Annotated in this window: 18 protein-coding genes and 1 tRNA gene; 3 read left to right on the top strand and 16 right to left on the bottom strand. The window is 57.7% G+C overall.

Going from position 1 to position 20,306, the window contains the following annotated elements:
* Window positions 1-10: 10 nt before the first annotated feature.
* Genes nuoH through ndhC form a run of 8 tightly spaced genes read right to left on the bottom strand, consistent with a single transcriptional unit; the run spans window position 11 to window position 8,425 of the window.
* A complete protein-coding gene (nuoH, locus tag MP439_00280) occupies window positions 11-1,237 on the bottom strand; it encodes an NADH-quinone oxidoreductase subunit NuoH (GenBank protein ID MCI2974511.1) in 1,227 nt (408 codons plus the stop codon).
* On the bottom strand, window positions 1,230-3,767 hold the full coding sequence (gene nuoG / locus MP439_00275; GenBank protein ID MCI2974510.1) for an NADH-quinone oxidoreductase subunit NuoG: 2,538 nt from the start codon (window positions 3,765-3,767) through the stop codon (window positions 1,230-1,232). Before nuoG ends, nuoH begins: the two co-directional genes overlap by 8 nt.
* Entirely contained in the window at window positions 3,760-5,055 is a 1,296-nt protein-coding gene (locus MP439_00270; GenBank protein ID MCI2974509.1) for an NADH-quinone oxidoreductase subunit F, read from the bottom strand. The genes nuoG and MP439_00270 overlap by 8 nt, the downstream gene beginning before the upstream one ends.
* Window positions 5,052-5,639: an NAD(P)H-dependent oxidoreductase subunit E gene (locus tag MP439_00265; GenBank protein MCI2974508.1), complete on the bottom strand. Its 588-nt coding sequence runs from the start codon at window positions 5,637-5,639 to the stop codon at window positions 5,052-5,054. The genes MP439_00270 and MP439_00265 overlap by 4 nt, the downstream gene beginning before the upstream one ends.
* The gene (locus tag MP439_00260) at window positions 5,640-6,992 is read right to left on the bottom strand and encodes an NADH-quinone oxidoreductase subunit D (GenBank protein ID MCI2974507.1); all 1,353 of its coding nucleotides are present in this window, start codon (window positions 6,990-6,992) and stop codon (window positions 5,640-5,642) included. It abuts the gene before it with no gap.
* Window positions 6,989-7,438: an NADH-quinone oxidoreductase subunit C gene (locus tag MP439_00255; GenBank protein MCI2974506.1), complete on the bottom strand. Its 450-nt coding sequence runs from the start codon at window positions 7,436-7,438 to the stop codon at window positions 6,989-6,991. Before MP439_00255 ends, MP439_00260 begins: the two co-directional genes overlap by 4 nt.
* A complete protein-coding gene (locus MP439_00250) occupies window positions 7,419-7,979 on the bottom strand; it encodes an NADH-quinone oxidoreductase subunit B (GenBank protein MCI2974505.1) in 561 nt (186 codons plus the stop codon). The genes MP439_00255 and MP439_00250 overlap by 20 nt, the downstream gene beginning before the upstream one ends.
* Complete coding sequence (gene ndhC / locus MP439_00245; GenBank protein ID MCI2974504.1) at window positions 7,979-8,425, bottom strand: NADH-quinone oxidoreductase subunit A; 447 nt, start codon at window positions 8,423-8,425, stop codon at window positions 7,979-7,981. The genes MP439_00250 and ndhC overlap by 1 nt, the downstream gene beginning before the upstream one ends.
* Before the next feature lie 178 nt (window positions 8,426-8,603).
* Between ndhC and MP439_00240 the strand changes: the two genes are divergently transcribed.
* Window positions 8,604-9,866 (top strand): geranylgeranyl reductase family protein, encoded by a 1,263-nt coding sequence (locus MP439_00240; protein MCI2974503.1) that lies wholly within the window; start codon window positions 8,604-8,606, stop codon window positions 9,864-9,866.
* Between the two features lie 74 nt (window positions 9,867-9,940).
* Here the strand turns inward: MP439_00240 and hemL are convergent, their stop codons facing one another.
* The 8 genes from hemL to MP439_00200 form a co-directional block, all read right to left on the bottom strand.
* Complete coding sequence (gene hemL, locus MP439_00235) at window positions 9,941-11,257, bottom strand: glutamate-1-semialdehyde 2,1-aminomutase (GenBank protein MCI2974502.1); 1,317 nt, start codon at window positions 11,255-11,257, stop codon at window positions 9,941-9,943.
* Window positions 11,248-12,222 carry a porphobilinogen synthase gene (hemB, locus tag MP439_00230; protein ID MCI2974501.1) on the bottom strand — a complete coding sequence of 325 codons (975 nt, stop codon included), beginning with the start codon at window positions 12,220-12,222 and terminating at the stop codon, window positions 11,248-11,250. The genes hemL and hemB overlap by 10 nt, the downstream gene beginning before the upstream one ends.
* 17 nt (window positions 12,223-12,239) lie before the next feature.
* Window positions 12,240-13,697: a uroporphyrinogen-III C-methyltransferase gene (cobA, locus tag MP439_00225; GenBank protein ID MCI2974500.1), complete on the bottom strand. Its 1,458-nt coding sequence runs from the start codon at window positions 13,695-13,697 to the stop codon at window positions 12,240-12,242.
* A 6-nt stretch (window positions 13,698-13,703) separates the two neighbouring features.
* Window positions 13,704-14,597: a hydroxymethylbilane synthase gene (gene hemC, locus MP439_00220; GenBank protein MCI2974499.1), complete on the bottom strand. Its 894-nt coding sequence runs from the start codon at window positions 14,595-14,597 to the stop codon at window positions 13,704-13,706.
* A 13-nt stretch (window positions 14,598-14,610) separates the two neighbouring features.
* Window positions 14,611-15,861, bottom strand: a complete 1,251-nt coding sequence (gene hemA, locus MP439_00215) for a glutamyl-tRNA reductase (GenBank protein ID MCI2974498.1) — start codon at window positions 15,859-15,861, stop codon at window positions 14,611-14,613.
* Window positions 15,862-15,981: 120 nt separating this feature from the next.
* On the bottom strand, window positions 15,982-16,770 hold the full coding sequence (gene proC, locus MP439_00210) for a pyrroline-5-carboxylate reductase (protein ID MCI2974497.1): 789 nt from the start codon (window positions 16,768-16,770) through the stop codon (window positions 15,982-15,984).
* An 83-nt stretch (window positions 16,771-16,853) separates the two neighbouring features.
* Complete coding sequence (locus MP439_00205) at window positions 16,854-18,095, bottom strand: glycosyltransferase (protein ID MCI2974496.1); 1,242 nt, start codon at window positions 18,093-18,095, stop codon at window positions 16,854-16,856.
* Between the two features lie 86 nt (window positions 18,096-18,181).
* Window positions 18,182-18,679, bottom strand: coding sequence for a hypothetical protein (locus tag MP439_00200; GenBank protein ID MCI2974495.1), 498 nt, complete (start codon window positions 18,677-18,679; stop codon window positions 18,182-18,184).
* A gap of 503 nt (window positions 18,680-19,182) precedes the next feature.
* Between MP439_00200 and sodN the strand changes: the two genes are divergently transcribed.
* Together sodN and MP439_00190 are read left to right on the top strand one after the other, a co-directional pair.
* Entirely contained in the window at window positions 19,183-19,596 is a 414-nt protein-coding gene (sodN, locus tag MP439_00195; GenBank protein ID MCI2974494.1) for a superoxide dismutase, Ni, read from the top strand.
* 38 nt (window positions 19,597-19,634) lie between these two features.
* A tRNA-Lys gene (locus MP439_00190) sits at window positions 19,635-19,707 on the top strand.
* Window positions 19,708-20,306: the final 599 nt, after the last annotated feature.

Below are 20,306 nucleotides of genomic sequence, written 5' to 3'. Positions count from 1 at the left end.
TCCTAAGCCACTAAGAATCCCCATGGTCCTCCCTCCCATCGAGTGGTGGATCCAACTGAGCCGGTTGCGCACGTGAGGGGCGCGCCAACTCCTGAGTCGTACTTCGGGCCCGGCCCACGGCAATCGCCCGGTACAACAGCAACCCCCCCAGGATGCCGAGGCCGACGAGCGCAAACCCAAGCGGACGCGACACACGCATACCAGCCACCACCAGGAGCCACACCAGCATAACCGGAATCAAGACCTTCCAACCGAGATCCATGAGCTGGTCATATCGGAGCCGAGGAAGCGCCGCACGAAACCAGACATAGATCAAAAAGAAGATGGCGGTTTTGACGATAAACCAGATGATCGGCCAAAGCCAGTGCAGAAAACTCGGATCTGGCCCATCCGGACCACCGAAGAACATGGTGACCATAATCGCCGACATCGTGATGGTGTTGAGGTATTCCGCCAGGTAAAACAGCGCAAAACGAATCGAGGAATACTCGGTATGGAAACCACCAACGAGCTCTTGTTCGGCTTCTACAAGGTCAAATGGCGGTCGGTTAACCTCAGCGGTGATCGCAATGATAAAGACTAGGAACGGGATGACCCCGAGTCGAATGATATTCCAATGAGGGATAAAACCCAAGAAGGTACCCAGTTGCTGGCTGACCATGTTGCGCGTCGAGAGCGATCCGGTCAACAACACGACTGACGCGATTGACAAGCCCATCGCAGCCTCATACGAGATCATCTGCGCCGAAGCACGCACCGATCCAATCAGCGGATACTTCGACCCAGAAGACCAACCGGCCAGCATGACACCGTAGACCGAGATCGACGACATCGCGAGGAGCAACAGAATACCGATCGGTGGATCGGCTACCTGGAGCTCAGTGGTGTGCCCAAAGATATGCACGATGCCACCAATCGGCACCAGGGTAAAGGTCAAGAACGCAGGGATCAGCGATAGATACGGAGCGAGCTTGAAGATGAACTTATCCGAGCGCTCGGGGACGAGATCCTCCTTGAAGAACAGCTTGATGCCGTCAGCCAAGCTCTGGAGGATACCGAACGGCCCAGCTCTGTTGGGACCAATCCGGTTCTGCATGTCTGAGATGACCTTGCGCTCGATCCAGATCGCAAGCAAAACCGACACCATCATCACGATGAAGGCGACAATCACTTTGATAACGACGATCAGAACAACGATCCATCCGATATGGCCCGCCAGTAATGGATCTCTACCCATTGATCTTCTCCACTCTTACTTTGATCCAAGGCTGTTCCCCCAACAGACCAAGTGTCGTCGGAGTCACACCATTGACCACCAGCACCCGGACGTCTCCAACGCTCGATGGCTCGACCTCCTTCGTGCAGGTGACCACGAGTTCGACGTCGGTGGCGCCACTGACTCGACAACGATCCATATCATGTAGACCCAACTCCTCGCACTGTCTGGGCGTCAGCGCCAACACCGGTTCACGAACCGACGCAGCGAGGAATGGATTCGCCAACAGTTCAGGAGAAGGATCATAGAGTCGCGGTACTAGGCTCAGCCAATATTCTCCATCAGCAAGCGGGTCAAGGGCGATCGCAGGCAAATCGAGAGCTCGAGCACCGGCCGCTAGTGCCTTCGGGTAATCACCACCGGACAACCCATAGCCGGTAGCCGAGGTGGGCTCGACAACACGCCCTGCTGCGAAATTGGCACCTTGGCGGTCGATAGAGGCGATACCAGGAGTAGCCATCGGATCGAGCACGCGCGGGGTACCCCGCTCCTCGTGGCGCGACCGGGGCAACAGCGGCCCGTCCAGGCTCTCGGCAAAATACTCGTAGCTAAGCCCCTCAAGGAGCCCACCCGACTGACTCAATTCGCGCATAATGTCAGCCAAGGTGAGGAAGTGCAGCTCATCACCGAGCATCGAGGCGAGCTCTGCCGCAACCATCCATGCCGACCGAGACTGGCCGACGGGCTCGACCTGGCGGCCCACACGCAGGTGGCGCCACTCGATGTTAAGAGTCGATCCTTGCTCTTCGCCAAACGCACTCAGCGGGAGGACGATGGAGGCATGTCGGGTCGTGGTCGACTCAAAGGAGCTGGCGACAATCAGCGTAACCCGCTGTGCCAACAGCTCGAGATCCGCTTCAGACAATCCGAGTTCGGCGATATCACTGTCGAGCACGACCAGTACGCCAAAATCACCACGGAGGGCACCCGCAATGATGGCGTCCGCCGCCATTGACGGAACCACCCCATCCGATGCCCGAATCCCCTGGGGTGCATTTGGGCTAAATCCAACCGCCAACGCATTGGTCCCGCGAGCAACTCCGCTCAAAACCTTTGCCCGCGGCAGGCGCTCCAAGAGGTCAGCGAGTAATCGAGCATTGAGTGCCGCTCCCAGTCCGCGGTCACGACAACCTGCGACCACCACAACATCGCCGTCCTCGTCTCCAACCGCCTGGCCAACCTCGGCGATGACGGTCCCAAGACGACTCGGATCTAACGTGATCGAGCGACCCACAATTGGGGTCAGATCGGTTGGAGAGGTGTTGACCTCAATCACCTCGAGCCCCGAGCGTATCGCAGCCCGTAGACGCAGGTGTAACACCGGTAACTCGTTCTTGGGGTCGACGTTAAAGAGGAGCAACTTCTTCGCCGCCAGCGCTTCGTTGATCGACGCTGGATTGGCCAGCAACAACCGAGCGTCCGTGCGCACATCAGCCGCTCCATCGACGGCGTTGGTTCGAATCACGTTACTCGCAAGCTGTGCCCAAGCGTAGGTGTTTTCCAGCGTCAACGAGGCGTTGGAAATCACACCAACTGCCGAGGCCCCGCGCTTATCGATGGTCGTCTTGATACTGAGCGCCGCAGCACGCAACGCCTTCGTCCACGACACCTCGATGGTCTGGTCCTGGTCCTTGAGCCGAGGGCGCGCAATGCGGGCCTCGGTGTTGTTGATCTCGCTCGTGGAGAAGCGACCGCGATCACAGAGCCAACTGTGATTGATGGCATCGGAGTCGACACCCAGCATTCGCGTCAGTTCATTTTGGCTCGACTGAAGACTGACTTGGCAACCCAGGTCACACGCCGTGCAAGTTGAGGCCGACTGCAGCAAGTCCCAAGGGCGTGCCTTAAACCGGTATGGCGTCGCGGTCAGCGCGCCGACAGGGCAGATTTGGGCAACATTCCCAGAGAAGTAGGAGTCGAAATCAATCTTCGAAAAGGTCGAGATTCGCAAAGCTCCGCCACGACCAGCAAAATCGATGAGCGGTTCACCTGCAACCTCATCAGCAAACCGCGTGCAACGATCACACTGGATGCAACGTTCACGATCTAGTTTGATAAGTCGCGAGATCGGAATCGGCTTGGCATAGTGTCGCTTCTCTTCGACGAAGCGCGTCTCCCCTGACCCGTGAGCAAAGGCCTGGTCCTGCAGCGGACACTCACCCCCCTTGTCACAGACTGGGCAATCGAGCGGATGGTTGGCCAACAGAAATTCGAGAACGCCGTGTTGGGCCTTCTTCACCGCGTCCGACTCCGTGAAGACCTCCATCCCATCGGCAACGTCGATGAAACACGACGGCTGCAACGAGACTCCACGTGGTCCCTTAACCTCGACGAGACACATGCGACACATGCCCACCGCCGACATCCGTGGATGATAACAGAACCGCGGTACGTGGATGCCTACATCATCAAGAGCGTCGATGAGCTTGACCCCTTGACGCACAGCGTAGGAACGTTCGTCAAATGAAACCGTCACCAACTCGTCAGGCATGAGGACACCGTCCTTCCTTGATGTGCACGAGAAAATCATCACGAAAATGGTTGATGGCTGCACTCACCGACGGTGGGATCGAAGGCCCAAGAACACAAATGGTGGTCTGAGCTGGTGGCCACTTGATACCTGGCGAGATGTTGTCACAAAGATCCAAGAGAAGATCGAGATCAGCCTCTCTCCCCTCGCCCTCTTCAATGCGGCGCATAATCTTGTCGATCCAGGCCCCACCCTCGCGACACGGTGTGCACTGTCCACACGACTCACGGGCAAAGAAGCGAGCGATCCGCCATGCCGAGCGAACCGGGCACGACGTGTCGTCCATGACGATTACCGATCCCGAGCCCAACATGGAACCAGCCTGAGCAACCTCGTCTTGGCCAAGCGGAATATCGAGATGTTCTTCGAAAAACCATGGAGCGGAAACACCACCAGGGATGAAGGCGATCAGCGACCGATCAGGCAGGAGGCCCTGACCGTAGTCATCACCATAGATCAGGTCGCGGAAGGTGATTTTGGTCATCTCGACCTCGTAGGGACCGGGTCGCTTTACCTGCCCAGAGAGAGCGAAGAGCCTCGTCCCAGTCGAGCGCCCCTGGCCAAGTGCCTTAAACGCGGCCCCGCCTTTTTGGACGATCCATGGCAGGTTGGAGACCGTCTCGACATTGTTGACGATCGTCGGCTCCCCGTAGAGTCCGATGACAGCCGGAAAGTAGGGCGGCTTGATGCGCGGGAACCCTCGCTTGCCCTCGAGGGACTCAATCAGCGAGGTCTCTTCACCACAAATATAGGCACCAGCACCTGGCTGCAGCACGATATCGACGGAGAACGACGACCCGAAGATCGACCGACCGAGGGCGTTTCTGGCATAGGCCTCGTTGATCGCCTGCTGGACACGCTCAAGACCAAGAGCGAACTCTCCCCGTAGGTAGATGACGACCAACGATGCACCTATGGCATAAGCGGCGATGGTGGCGCCTTCGACCAGCTGATGTGGATCGCGCTCTACCAGGAGATGATCCTTGAAGGTCGCAGGTTCGCTCTCGTCGCCGTTAATCACGAGATAGCGTCGCGGTGCCTTGCGCAACATCGACCACTTACGCCCAGCCTCAAAACCAGCACCACCACGACCCAGCAGGTTCGCGGTCGTCACCTCAGCGGCGACCTCCTCGGGTCGCATCTCAAGAACAGCCTTTCGCAGCCCGAGATCGCCCCCGGTCGCTAGAAAGCGCTCTAGCGTCTCCGAGTCCTCGTAACCTAGACGAGCACCAACGATTCGCTCTATCACTGACCTTCCTCCGCTCGCTCACGATCGATCTCTTCCATCGGTACGACCGGTGGAGCCTCGCGACGAACACGAATCAACGTCCCGTGGGGAGGCACCTCATGATCGAGATCACCGTTGCGCAACGTCGCGACTAGATCTTGTAAACTCTCTCGATCGAGGGGACCAAAGTATCGATAGTTCACCTGAGCGGCCGGTGCACGATCACAGTGTGCGATGCACTCGACCTCTTCGAGAGTGAAAAGCCCATCCTCTGTCGTACCACCAACCGGTACACCCAGGACCTCCTCCGCATCCTCGAGCACCTCATAGGCCCCTCGCAACATACAAGCGATGTTGGTGCAGACGCCCACTACGTACCGACCGACCGGCTCGAGCTTGAGCATGTCATAAAATGACGCAGTACCTTGGACCTCTGCGGCGCTTGAGCCAACGAGCTCACCAATGTGCTCCATCGCCTCATTGGTCACATAGCCATCCTGTTCTTGGGCAAGATGACAGAGCGGAATCGTTGCCGAACGAGGATCTGGATAGAGCGACACCAACTCCTGCGCACGGCTCAACATCTCATCAGAGAAACGCGCCACTTAACGATCCACCTCTCCCATCACCGGGTCCACTGACGAAATCACTGCAACGGCGTCGGCGAGCAACCCACCGTGCAACATCACAGGAAGACTCTGCAAATTGACGAACGACGGCCCACGAATATGCATGCGAAATGGTCGTGCCGAGCCATCGGAGACCATATAGCATCCGAGCTCACCTCGAGGTGATTCAATAGCGACATAGCTTTCACCCGGGGGGATTCGGATACCCTCGGTAAAGAGCTTGAAGTGATGGATCAGCGCCTCCATGGACTCGTCGATCCGAGCACGCGGGGGCGGCGTCACCTTCGGATCTAAGGCGCGATAGGGGCCTCTGGGCATCCTGTCGATGATTTGACGCACAATCGAAATCGACTCACGAATCTCGAAGAGTCGCACGGCATACCGATCATAGGTATCACCAACACTCCCGACGATGACGTCAAAATCAATCTGATCGTAAAAGAGGTAGGGCATCTCCTTGCGCAGATCCCACGGGACTCCCGAGGCCCGCAAAATCGGACCTGATGCCGAGAGCGCTACGGCCTCTTGGGGACTGAGTGTACCCACGCCCACTACACGTTCACGAAAGATCGGCTGACCGGTGATCAGCTCATCGTAGTCGTGGGTGCGTGCTTCGATGGTGTCGATGACTGCGGTAACGTCATCCTCCCAGCCGTCTGGCAAATCTGCCGCAACCCCACCGACACGGATGTAGTTGTTATTCATCCTCAGTCCGGACGTCTTTTCAAAGAACGAAAGTACCATCTCGCGGTCGCGAAAACCGAAGATCATCATCGACGTGGACCCAAGGTCCATCCCGTTGGTAGCAAGCCACATGACGTGCGACGCAATGCGGTTGAGCTCGGACATGAGCATCCGTATCCAGGTCGCGCGCTCCGGGAGCTCGATGCCCAACAAACTCTCGGCCGCAAGACAAAACACGAGTTCGTTGTTGAGAGGCGAGAGGTAGTCCATTCGGGTCACGTTGGTGGTCCCTTGGAGATAGGTGAGATTCTCGGCGGTCTTCTCCATGCCCGTGTGCAGGTAACCAACCACTGGTTTGGAGCGCAGCACCGTCTCTCCCTCGATCTCGAGCATGATTCTCAGCACGCCATGAGTGGACGGATGTTGAGGTCCCATGTTGATGATCATGCGTCCGTCATCGGAATCGCCCTCGAGCTCCGCTTCGCCCTCGGGAATCCTCAGGGTGGAGCCGATCTCCTTTGCGAGTGCAGCCGCTGAGGTGGTTGAACGATCACCAAGCTCCTGAAGTCCCTCCGAGGTCTCCTGAACCAATCCAAACCGATTATCGCCCTCTGGGCGAATAACCGTATAGATAGCATTCGTCATCGGTTGCGCTTCACCTCCTTGAACTGCACCGGAACCCTACCAACCCCATAGTCTTTGCGCAACGGATGACCCTCCCAATCCTCCGGCAAAAGGATGCGAGTCAAGTCAGGGTGATCCTCAAAACGAATACCGAACAGGTCAAACACCTCTCGCTCCATCGCCTCAGCGCCCGGATAGAACCCGAAGATCGAAGGCATGAGCGGGTCTTGTTCAGGCACTTGAACGCGAAGTCGCACGATAGCCGGAGGGGCGAAAGCCCGCAAATTGACCACCAACTCGAACCGCTCAAGTGACACGCCATCCACGAGGTCTCGCGTTGGGTTATTGAGATAGTCCACACACGTCAAATCAGCGAGGTAGATATAACCTTCGTCGTGGCGTGCTTGCACCGTGGAGAGGTACGCGGACCTCTCTAGAACCATGACATCAGACAAGGTCCTCGACACCTCCGAGCATCTTCGTGGTGGCTGGCTCGCCAATCATTTTGACCGTCGTGCCCTTCTCGCCGGCGGCCCTACGACGAAGGATCTCGCCCGTCTGGATCTGATGGTGCAGCGTCAAGATGGCGTGCATCAAGGTCTCTGGGCCGGGAGGACAACCAGGCGCATAAACATCGACGGGCACGATCTGATCGACGCCCTGGACGATGGCGTAGTTGTTGAACATGCCACCAGTCGAGGCGCAGACACCCATCGAGATCACCCACTTGGGCTCCATCATCTGGTCATAGACCTGGCGCAGCACCGGTGCCATTTTTTGTGACACTCGGCCAGCGACGATCATCAGATCAGATTGACGCGGCGAGGCCCGAAAAACCTCCATGCCGAATCGAGCAAGATCAAAATCGGCTGCACCGCTGGCCATCATCTCGATCGCGCAGCAGGCGAGTCCAAAAGTTGCAGGCCACACGCTGGCCTTACGCGCCCACTGAACCAGCTTCTCTACGTTGCCGGTCAGGAAGTTGTAACTCAGGTCTTCAAGTGGCATCAGTTGCGACCCCCTCGGACCATCGAGGCGGTCAGTTCCTTCAAATCGACGCGACCAGGGACCCTCGTCGAGCCAGAGGACGCACTGCGAGTCGGCCCCCAGCTCAAGGCTCCATTCGCCACAAGATAGGCAAAGGCAACAAAGACTACCAGTGCAAAAGTGGCGATCTCGATCACACCGAAAGTACCGAGCTCACCGGAGGCGGCAGCGAAAGGATACAGAAAGATGATCTCGATATCGAAGATGATAAAGATCATGGCGACCAGGTAAAAGCGCACGGGAAACCGCTCGGCTACCTCGGTCCGTGGAACAATACCACACTCGTATGGTGCGGACTTTGCTCGATGGGGCCTTCGGGGAGCAAAGAGCCCCGAAGCGATAAACGAGCCTGACGCAAAGAGCCCACCAAGCGCGAGCATGATGACTATTGGAAGGTACTGAGCCACCTCACCTCATTTCTGTCACTATCACTGTAAAGGCGTTCGTGGTTGTCACCCACACGTACTTCTATCTTGGTACGGTTCGCCCCACTCGTGCAAATCCGCCTCCAATCTATGGTGGTGATTCCTGCTTGCCCAAGAGAAATCCAGAGATAACCAGCGAGCTCGGTCTACGATGGAAGATGTGAGTAAAAATACCGCAGACGAGGTGTCAGTCGATGTCGTAGTAATCGGAGGTGGCCCCTCCGGTGCCGCGGCCGCCCATTGGCTCGCGATACGCGGGGTGCGGGTGGTCGTCATCGAGAAGAAACAATTCCCGCGTGACAAGACCTGTGGAGACGGCCTCACCCCAAGAGCCGTCGTTCAGCTTGAGGCCATGGGGCTACAAGCAATGCTCGATCAACAACACAAGTATCTAGGTTTGCGGGCGATTGCGCATGGCCGCGCCTACGAGCTCCCCTGGCCTAGCCTTCCGAATTACCCTGATTATGGTTACGTCGTGCGAAGGTCCGTCCTCGACCAGGCAGTACTCGAACGAGCTGGTGAGGTTGGGGCCAACGTCCTCTATCACCATGAAGCGATAGAGGCAACACTCGACGCCGGCCACATCCAGTCGCTTCGTGTCAGAGTTCTCGATACTCAGGATGAACTCAGTCTGAAGGCGAAGATCTACGTCCTGGCAGAGGGGTCGAACGCACGGATTGCCCGATCGATTGGTGCACATCGTGACCTGAAGAAACCGCTCGGCCTCGCGATTCGCGGATACTACGACACCGATCGAAGCGACGAAGACTGGATTGAGTCACATCTTGATCTCCGCGATGCAACTGGCGCAACCATCCCGGGTTATGGATGGATCTTCCCGGCCGGAGACGGCACTGCCAATGTCGGCTTCGGTTTGCTATCTAACAGTCAACGCTGGCGCAAAATGAACACCACGCACGCCCTTGAGCGCTTCGTCTCCCAGAACGAACGCGATTGGCACTTTCCTCCGGGCCTCGGGGCCAATGGCGCTACCGGTGGAAAATTGCCGATGGGCCTCAGCGTCGTCCCGCGCTCCGGCCCCAACTATCTCTTGATAGGCGACGCAGCCGCCAGTATCAATCCGTTCAACGGCGAGGGTATCTCCTATGCCTATGAGACTGGTCGGCTTGGGGCCGACGCGATCACCCAAAGCCTCGGCACCGGCGATGCAAGGCCGATCGTCGAGTTCTCTCGCTCCCTCGATGCCCATTACGCTGGGTACTACGCCACTGGACGGCTTTTTGTGAAGGCGATATCTAACCCTCGCTTGATGTCATCTGGCGTGTGGCTCACGATGAGGTCAAAGCAGACGATGGCGCCGGTGGTGGCAATCATGGCTAACCTCATGTCGGCGACCACATCCGCACGGATCGAACAGATCTATCGTCTGACCCAGCAGCTGCGCGAAAAGCAGGCCGGCTAACCATCTGGCTGACCTCGACGGTGCCAACACTGGCCGTGAACACCCGTGTTGTTAACAGCCACCATCGTCAGTGGTCATGTAGACGTGCCAGACGACGCGCGACGCCACTGGTCATGGGCCTCTGCTGCCGCCGCAGACGCGATGTCAATCGTCTTGTCAATGTCGTCAACTGAGTGCGCAAGCCCTGGAAAAAGAATCTCGTAGGGTCCTGGTGCTAGCGCAATGCCTCGCTTGAGCATCGCATGAAAGAAGTGCGGGTAGACCCCGCGCTGCACGGACGAAACCGCTTGCTGGTAATTCGTAACTGACTCGTCTGCAAAGAAGATTCCAAGGAGTGAGCCGACGCGTTGTATTTGAACTGCAAGGTCTGCCTCTTCGATCACCTTGGTAAGCCCAACCTCGAGTTGCTCAGCTCGGCCAGTCAGCATCCGGTAGCTCGCCACGTCCAGCAGGCGAAGCGCGGCTGCTCCTGCGGCGGTGGCTAGCGGGTTGCCCGACAGTGTGCCGGCCTGATAGACAGGGCCGACGGGAGCGAGATGGTCCATCACGCGCTCAGGCCCCGCAACTGCGCCGACCGGTAGTCCACCTCCAATCACCTTGCCAAAGCACCACAGATCCGGCGTGATGCCAAACAGGGAAGACGCTCCGCCTTCGGCAACACGAAAACCGGTGATCACCTCATCAAATATCAACAAAGCACCCACCTGTTCGGTCAGCGAGCGCAGCTCGGCAAGGAAGCCAGGACTCGGGGGAACCAGTCCCATGTTCGCCGCCACCGGTTCAACAATGATGGCCGCGATCGTCTCGTCGACCTCGGGAACTTCGTTATAGGGGACCACAATCGTGTCGGCCACGGCTCCGGTTGTCACACCAACTGAAGCCGGCAACCCCAACGACGCCACCCCTGAACCACTCGCCGCCAACAAAGCGTCAGAGTGCCCATGGTAGCAGCCTTCAAACTTGATTATTTTGGACCGGCCAGTGAACCCACGCGCCAGACGCAAGGCCGTCATCGTTGCCTCCGTCCCAGAACTGGTCAAACGAACCAGATCTACGCCGGCCACCTTCTGCTTGATCAGCTCCGCGAGTGCAACCTCACCAAGCGTCGGAGCCCCGAAGGTCGTCCCACGGTGGGCAGCCTCCAGTAGCGACGAGAGGATCCCAGGATGGGCATGCCCGTGGATGATGGCGCCGTAGGACTGGACGTAATCCAAGTACCGGCGGCCCTCCACGTCAGTGATGTACGAACCTTGACCATCATGGACGAAGAACGGGACACCTCCCACCGCTCCAAAGGAGCGCACCGGGGAGTTGACGCCTCCCACCAGAGCAGCACAGGCTCGTGCAAAAGCTGTCTCGTTCGTCATCGCTTCTCCGTTCTTCAAAGCCACGGGGCAACCTCCTTCGCAAAATAGGTCAGAACGCTGTCCGCGCCGGCGCGGGCGATCGCTGTCAGCGATTCCAGTACGGTCTGGCGTCGATCGATAAAACCCGCATCGGATGCGGCCACAATCATGGAATATTCACCAGAGACCTGGTAGGCAACCAGTGGAACTGGACAGATTGGGCGGACCTTCGCGATCACATCGAGATAGAACGACGCGGGTTTGACCATCACCATGTCCGCACCTTCTGCGAGATCCAGCTCGACCTCGAGGAGCGCCTCCCGTTGGTTGCGGTAATCCTGCTGATAGGCCCGCCGGTCGCCACCATCGGCTATCTCAACGTCCACTGCCTCGCGAAAAGGACCATAGAGCGCGGAGGCATACTTTGCCGAATAAGCAAGGATGCCACACTCGGGTGCACCGCATGCATCAAGTGCCTCCCGGATCGCCGCGACTTGGTGATCCATCATCCCCGACGGAGCGACCATATCGACACCCGCCTGTGCCAAGGACTGGGCCAGCTCTTGGTAGCGAACAAGGGTACGATCATTGTCGACTCTGCCCTTTGCGTCGAGTACACCACAATGTCCATGCGTCGTGTACTCATCGAGACACAGATCGCTGATGACGAAAAGGTCATCGCCAAACGCGGTCTTCAACGCATCGATGCCACGCTGGAGGACAAAGTCTCCTCGACAGGCATACCTTCCATCCTCGTCCTTGCGGTCGGTCACACCAAAAAGCAGAACACTGCTGACACCAGCCTCCAGAAGCCTGTCGGCCTCCTCCTTTGCACTCGCAATCGAATGTTGAAACACGCCAGGCATCGAGACGATTGGAACCGGATGGTCGATCCCGTCTCGAATGAACATAGGAAGGATGAGTTGGGTACGGCGCAGGTGGGTTTCGGCGACGAGCTCTCTGACCACAGACGTAGCACGCAGGCGTCGCGGCCGTCGAAAAGATTCCATGTGACCAGCCTACCCAGTCAGCTGGTCGCCCGACGGGCGACCAGCTTCATGACAAGCTCAAGCAAGCCATGTGCAGAGAACTCTTGGGCCACGTGTGGTTGCGTGACACCGATCGATTGCAAACATTTGGCCGTCACTGGCCCGATCGCCACGGCATGTTGCGGTAGCACCCCCGGATACTGCTGGCTAAACCCATCGACAGTTGACGCTGAGGTAAAAATCACAATGTCGATCCCTTTGGCCTGTTCATGAGTCATCACCGGATCGGGAATAGCCACCTGGTACGCCTCGACGAGGTCCACCGACCAGCCTTTGGAGCGCAAGCCGTCAACGACGACATCACGAGCGACGCGGGCCCGCGGGAAAAGCACTCTCCCCGTGCCAGCCGGGAACGCAGCCACCAACGACTCCCCCACAAACTCTTGAGGCACAAGGTCGCAGCCAATTCGGTACCCAGCCAATGCTGCCTGGGTGCCAGAACCGATGCAGGCGATCTTCACCCGAGCCAATCGGCGTAGGTCCCCACAGTGGTTCAGTGTGCGTTGGACGCCATTTTTTGAGGTAAACACCAACCAATCGTAACGTTCCACCTGCTCCATCGCCGTGCGCAGTGCAGCGCCACCGTCAGAAGGTTCACGAAGTTCGATCGCTGGTGCCTCGACGACCATAGCCCCAAGGTCTCGTAGCCGTCTCGCGAGGGCATCACCAGGGTCGAAGGGTCGCAACAGCGCAACACTGAGACCAGCCAGCGGGCTCGATCCTCGCCACGCCAACTCCAGTCCTGCAGTCTTGCCAACAATGATCACTGCAGGTGAACTCACAGCAACATCACCAACCTGAGCCAACGTCGTTCTCAATGATTGCTCCTGGGGCCAGGTTACCGACTCGATCACCGCGACCGGGGTTGTGGGATCCATACCCGCATTTATCAGTGACGTCGCGATGTAGCGTCGATGGGCGACACCCATGAGAACAACGATCGTCAACCCCGAGGCGACAAGCGCTGACCAGTCGTAGTCCAGAGGAGCGTCGGCATGTCGATGTCCTGTTATCACCAGAAAGCCATCTGCCAACCCTCGATGGGTCACCGGGATCCCAGCAAAGGCTGGGCCAGCAATGGCCGAGGAGACGCCAGGCACTACCTCTACGGAGATACCGGCCTGTAACAGCGCATCGACCTCCTCGCCACCTCTTCCAAAGAGGAACGGATCGCCACCTTTGAGGCGAACCACAAGGTCATGCTCCCTGGCAAGGCTGACAAGCTCTTGATTGATTGCCTCCTGCGAGAATGACGCTTGCCCCGGACGCTTACCAACATCCACAATTTTAACATGTGGCGCAATGCGCTGTTTCAACCGGCTGTCTATCAGGAAATCTGTGACCACGACCTCCGCTGAGTTCAGGAGCTCCAGACCCCGTACCGTGATCAGGCCAGGGTCGCCCGGGCCGGCGCCGACAAGGGCAACGCGTGACACCAACGCTTACCTTGTACCTTCCGAGGCCGTCAGCAGGTCAAGCGCCCCACGCTGGATCATGGTCTCGGCAAGCGTAGCTCCAAGCGAGGCCGGATCCTCACCAGCGAGACTGCCACGCAGTACCCTAGTTCCATCGGGTGCGGCAACCATGGCGTGAAGCTCGAGCATGCCATCCCTGTGTTCACAGAAAGCCCCAATTGGCAGGCTACAGCCAGTGCCAAAGGCCCGCAAAAAGCTTCGCTCGGCCTTGACGGCTTGCTCGGTGCGAGCGTCATTGAGGACATCAAGGATCGCAATCGTCGCGACATCGTCGGCCCTACACTCAAGGGCGATCGCCCCCTGACCGACCTGTGGAAGCATGACCTCTGGAGAGAGCGTCTCCATGACGTCAGGTTGCAGACCAAGCCGATCGAGTGCTGCTGCTGCTACAAAAATTGCGTCGAGATCTTGTCCTTTGGACAGCCGTGTTCGAATATTGCCGCGCAGTGAAGTAATCACAACGTCTGGTCGAAGCGCAAGGAGTTGCGCGGCTCGTCGCAGCGACGACGTCCCGACACGGGCTCCAGGAACAAGGCTATTTAAGGTAGATCCGACGATAGCATCAAGTGGATTCGCACGTGGTAACCAGGCGCCGATCACCAGCCCTTCGACGGGCGCGCTCGGGAGATCCTTTGCCGAGTGGACTGCCACCGAAGCCCTTCCGCCGAGCACGCGGTGCTGAATCTCCTTGACGAAAACACCCTGCCCACCGATCTCAGTGAGACTTCGCTGTTGGTCACGGTCGCCTTGGGTCTCCACAACGACGATCTCCGTGGGTGCCGACAGGAGCGATGCTACCCATTCGGCCTGCCAAAGCGCCAACTCTGAGCCTCGAGTGGCGAGCTTGATTGCACTGGTCATCGGGCGCAGCCCATCAAAGTTGAAAGATCATCTTGAACGTCTCAAGATACTCCGCAAACCCCTCCGACCCAGCATGCTCTCGAAGGGATGCCGCTGGCTGGTGAAGCAACTTATTGACAATCCGATGGGTCAGCAACTCCAACTCAGCCGCCACCTTGGGATCATCGTAATTCAACCGTTTGAGCGTACGTGTCAGCTCGCTCATTCGAACCTGCTCAGCCTGTTCGTATAGCTTGCGCAGTATCGGACCCATGTCTTCGATCCACACCAACTCTGCGAACGCCGCCAACTCAGCCTCGATAATCAACTCGACGGAGTTGACGGCTTCCATGCGCTCGGCAAGCTGGTCAGAGACGAACCGATTAACATCGTCAAGGTCGAGAAGGGTCACGCCAGCCACCTCTGCCGTCACTCGATCGACCGTCCGAGGACGGCAGAGATCGATAATCCGCAAGCCCGCAAACCCCTCTAATGCTGTCGCATCGAGAACCAAAGGAGTGGTTGAACCCGCCATAACGAGGGCGTCGAGCGAGCCAAGTTGATCAGAGAGGTTGCTCGTTGGCGCCACGCTCACCCCGACAAGTTGGCGCTCCAGAAGTTCGCGGCGCTCAGGAGACGATGACATGATCGTTACTGAAGCTCCCTTGTCAACTAGCACCCTGGCGACTTCAGAACCAATCGCGCCCGAGCCCACCACACCAACGCGTGGGCTCTCCAGTCGCGGGGCATCCTCCAAGATCGCCAGTAGCGCCGCCGCTGACGTCACCGAAACATTCCCAGATCCAATCATGGTCTCGTTACGTATCCGCTTGCCAACTTCAAGCGCACGCTCGAAATAGCGCCCGAGCGGACCCACGACGGTCATGCTCTCTCTGGCAGCAAGCAACGACTGCTTGACTTGGGCGAGAATCTCGCTCTCGCCAACGATCGCAGACTCGAGTCCACCCGACACCCGTAAGAGGTGATGAATCGCGGCTTTGCCGTAGAGAACTCGAGTGACCGGTTGCACACTCGCTACCGGAAGTTGCAGCACCTGGGCAAAAACATCCGCCACCTCATCAACTGTGGAGTGGAACTGCCCCGCCATGATGTAGAGCTCCGTCCGAGCACAGGTGCTGAGAAGCAGGGCCTCTTCGATTATCCCACGCTCTATCAAACCCCTCAGTGCATCTCTCAATGCATCTTCAAGCGGCCGAGTAAGAGCGAAACGATCAAAGTCCGACCCAAGGTCAGACTCATTAACACTTAAGAGAATGAGAGACATGCATTACCACCGCTACAAAACAGAACCTTTGACGTCTTAAGTGTACCGCACGACCAACCCCTAGCCGAAACGCCAGCTGCGCATCAGCTTCAGCTGAGTTCGAATGATACCCCATAACGGTCATCCCTTAGCCCGCTCCGAGAGTGCTCGCGCCTGCTCAGTGGCTGCGCGCACCGCCGCTAGCGTCTGGTGACGCAATCCGAACTCCTCAAACACCGCAATCGCTGCAGCAGTCATCCCTCCCGGGGAGGTGACCGCAAGCCTCATCGCCCGCGGGTCATCCTGCCGAGTTTGCGCCAAGAGTCCCGCACCTCGAATCGTGGCACGCGACAAGTCGAGCGCCAGTGCAGCAGGCAAACCGAGCGTAATGCCAGCCTCTTGCATGGCCTCTAACAGCAAGAAGACGTAAGCGGGTCCGCTCCCGGACAACGCAGCAACCGTATCGAATTGTTGCTCAGCAACTACAAACACGTCACCGACGAGCGCGAACAACTCGCTAGCGCGGATTACCAGGTCATCGGAACCTTCTAGGGCACAAATGGCGGTCACTCCCGCCCTGATTTCACACGCGGTGTTCGGCATCGCACGCACAACTCGCGCCCCTTTAGGCGCCCAGGCGTTCAACTGATCGAGACGAATGCCCGCAGCGACCGAGATAACCTTGGCGCCAGACGGCAATTGTTCCAAAACTCCGCGGATGTGGTGTGGCTTCACGGCAAGGAGGTAGACGTCGGCAGCCTCAAGTGCAGTAAGGGCGATACCTTGGGGAACCCGCGACGCGACGGCCTGTGCCTTGCTCAGTGTGTGATCGAGGATGGCAATCGATCCAAGACCATCGCCAGCGATGCCCATGCCAATAGCTAACGCAGCTCCCATGTTTCCGCTGCCAACCACCAATAAATCGTGCACGGCTGTTGCCTCCTTGTCTCATCCCAGGAAACTCAACTAAAGACCAAGGGTAGTCGCGCTACTCAGTACGGGGAAGTTGCAAACTATGCACAACTCGTGCAGCTGGCCAACACCCCTTGTTGCACGACGCGTTCGACAACGCCCGTCAATCTCTCAGCACTCGCAGCCCAGGTAAACTCCTCAGCCCGAGTTGCAGCACGCTTGGCCATCACTCGATACTGCACAGGGTTGCATAGCAACCGCTCAATGGCGTCGGCAAATGCGCCGGCACGACGTTCTTGTACCAAGATGCCGGTCTTGCCGTCATCTACGACTGTCCTGAGTCCACCGACATCGGTGGCAACGACCGGCGTGCCACACCCCATCGCCTCGAGCGCAACCAACCCAAAAGACTCGCTCACCGAAGGCACCAACACCACATCAGCAGCCCGGTAGTACGTCGAGAGGATTTCATGTGGCATCGGATCAAGCACGGTCACCCAATCCTCAAGGTGATAACGATGAATCAGACTTTGCACGCGATCGAACTCTTGCGCGCCATCGTGACCAGACGGCCCACCCACGATCAGCAACCGAGCATTGCGATGAGCACGCATGGCAACCAATGTCTCCACCGCGAGCGCAGTACCCTTTAATGACTGAATGCGCCCAACGTAGAGTACAATCGGAACACCATCATTGAAACCAATGGCTTCGCGCGCTGGTCCAGATGACCCAGGTGAGAAAAACGCGCGATCGATGCCAAGTGGCAGATGGACGATCTTGGCTTCAGGCGCCTGATACATGTCGAGTAACCACCGCGCCTCATCCTGGCCAGATGCTAGTACCGCATCGGAGCAGCCCAAGATGCGTGACTCCTGGTGAATACGTAGGCTCGATCGATCGTCCACCGATGCACCAACGGATCGTTTGGCCTTTTCCAACGTGTGAAACGTAGTAATCATTGGAATGTTGAGATCATGCTTGACGCGATGTGCAGCGACTCCAGAGAGCCAGTAGTTCGCGTGCACGGCATCGTAACGAACTGACGATCGAAGCATGTGTTCGATCACACGATCCGCAAACTCGGGAATTCCCAGATAGTCCGGCCCTGCAGCTTGGCCCTCGCCAGATCGAACAGGCAAGGAGTGCAGCCAGAGGCCAGACTCGAGGCGGAATGACTGTTGATCAGCGGTACCGACATTAGCCGAATAAACGTCACAGTCGACACCAGCGCGGGCAAGATGGGTCGCAAGGGCCCTCACGTAAACATTCATGCCACCGTTGACTCCCGACCCTGGCACCGCCACGGGAGAGGCGTGGTAGCTAATTACTGCTAGTCTCAAGATGCTTTACCCCTGGCACAAGTAGCTATCATGGCTAGCCTAACCGCCAGACCAAGCCACTTGTTCCGAAACAACAGCGAGGCTGACTAGGTGCCGCTGACCGGATGCTGTTGATAACGCCTCACAAGCTCGCTGCCAAGGAGGTCTAGACGCTGGTGCAGCTGCCTTCGCAACCCAGAAATCGTTCGCTCACCTTCTTGCAAACGTGCCTGATAGCTGACAAGCTGAGATGCATCGAGAAGGTCGAGCGAATGCGTTCGATCACCTCCAACGAGCAGGCGCAAATAGGCCTCCGCGCTGACCATATCGTCCTCTGGGATCTCAACCTCCACATGGCGCTCGGCCAAAGGCGCAGGATCCGAATGCGGCGTTACCACAGAAACGATGGCACCTGTCCCCGCAGTATGGAGTTCAGTCGCGATATCGAGTCGCGCCTGGAGGACTCGTCGTGCATACGACACCGAGTTTTCAAGTCTGCGGCCTGCTTCACGCATCGACCGGAGGGTCTCAACGGGAGCCGCGCTCAATTCGAGCTCGTCTGCCTCCTGAAGCCACTCATTGATCTGAACCCGGAGGTCCACCATGCTCACCCCTTTGTCACTACCAGCTTACTCTACCCACCCAGCAGGCTTCCCACTCTCTCCGGAGGATAATATCGGTAAACGGCCCATCCGATCACGCTATCACGCGGGAGCCAACCTAACTGGCGACTATCCGTCGAGTATTTATCGTTGTCTCCCTGCACCCAGACCTTTGCGCGGCGACGAAATCGTAACCGTTTGACCATGTCATCGCTGGAACGTGCATCCCGAACGATGATGATCTTGCCAATTGGTGGCCAAGGAAACTTCACCACCAAGAGCCGATCGCCGTTCAACAACGTAGGTTCCATCGATGGACCGCTCACCTCGTACCTGCTAATCGCAAACAATGTCGAGGCTAACGCCATTGTGGCTAACGACAGCACAGCTCGATTCCGCCTTTTTGACCGACGAGCCCGTGGGTCGCACCTGCCACTGGTCCGATTCATGCGGCGCACCCCTGGTAAGATACTGGTGTCCATGCATAACAAGAGAAAGGACAACCTATGTTGCTCACAAAAATGCTCACGTTGGTAGATACACTACGCGCCCCGGCACAGGCCTCGGCGCACTGCGATCTGCCCTGCGGTGTCTACGACCCAGCGCAAGCAAGGATTGAGGCCGAGTCGATCAAGGCAATCGTTGAGAAATATAACGCGTCTGATGACCAATACTTCCGCGACCGGGCAACGCTCATCAAAGAGGAGCGCGCCGCAGAGGTCAATCGTCATCTTGACGTCCTTTGGTATCAGTACTTTCAGCCGGCCCACCTCGAAAAGTATCCGCAGTTGCATGAGGTCTTTTGGAATGCCAAGAAGCTGACGAGCCAGGTGAAGCGCACCAATGACACCGCAGTGGCTGATCAACTTCTTGCCAGCATTGGGCAGATCAGTGACATTTTCTGGGAGACCAAGAAGTAGTATCTTCCGGGACCGTGCCCGCTCCAGCGGGCACCGCCGGGCCGCTAGCTCATCCGGTAGAGCAGGGGACTTTTAATCCCAAGGTGCAGGGTTCGAGACCCTGGCGGCCCACCGTTTGACCAGGGATAATCGACTTTGTGACATGAGTTGCAAGCTAATGTGACATGAGTTGTGACATGGCGAGACTTGCGAACCCCCAGCTAAGCAATAAAATTGTCCGATGCGCGGCAGTATCGCACCTCACAAGGGTCAACCAGACGTTTGGAGGCTTCGCGTCTATCTCGGAACAGATCCAGTTACAGGCAAAGAACCGTACCGCTCGAAGGTAGTTCACGCACCCAAACGTCGGGCCGAGAAGATCCTGAATCAGATGGACCAGGAGGCAAATGCCCCAGTCTCGACTACCTCGTCTATGGCGGCAGAGCAACTTCTGGGCCACCTAATCAACTACCTTCGCACCAACGGACGATCACACACGACAAAAAAGCGGGCTACGAGTGACGAATCCGCGACCATCTAGTACCGGCGATAGGTGATATCCCCATTGGACCTCCTCACCAGATGGGACACACAACTCTGCTTAGCTATGCGGTCTTTACTCCCGCATTTCTATGGATACCCTGATCGCTGACACGCATTCCAGCGCTAACGGTCAGGCTGCTCTCGATAGTTATCAGAACTTCGCGGCCCTACAACTCCCCGTTGTCTAC

Origin of the sequence: Ferrimicrobium sp. (assembly GCA_022690815.1) — a bacterium.
Lineage (GTDB): Bacteria > Actinomycetota > Acidimicrobiia > Acidimicrobiales > Acidimicrobiaceae > Ferrimicrobium.
Note: the sequence above shows the minus strand (reverse complement) of the source record. Positions and strands in the feature narration are given on the sequence as shown.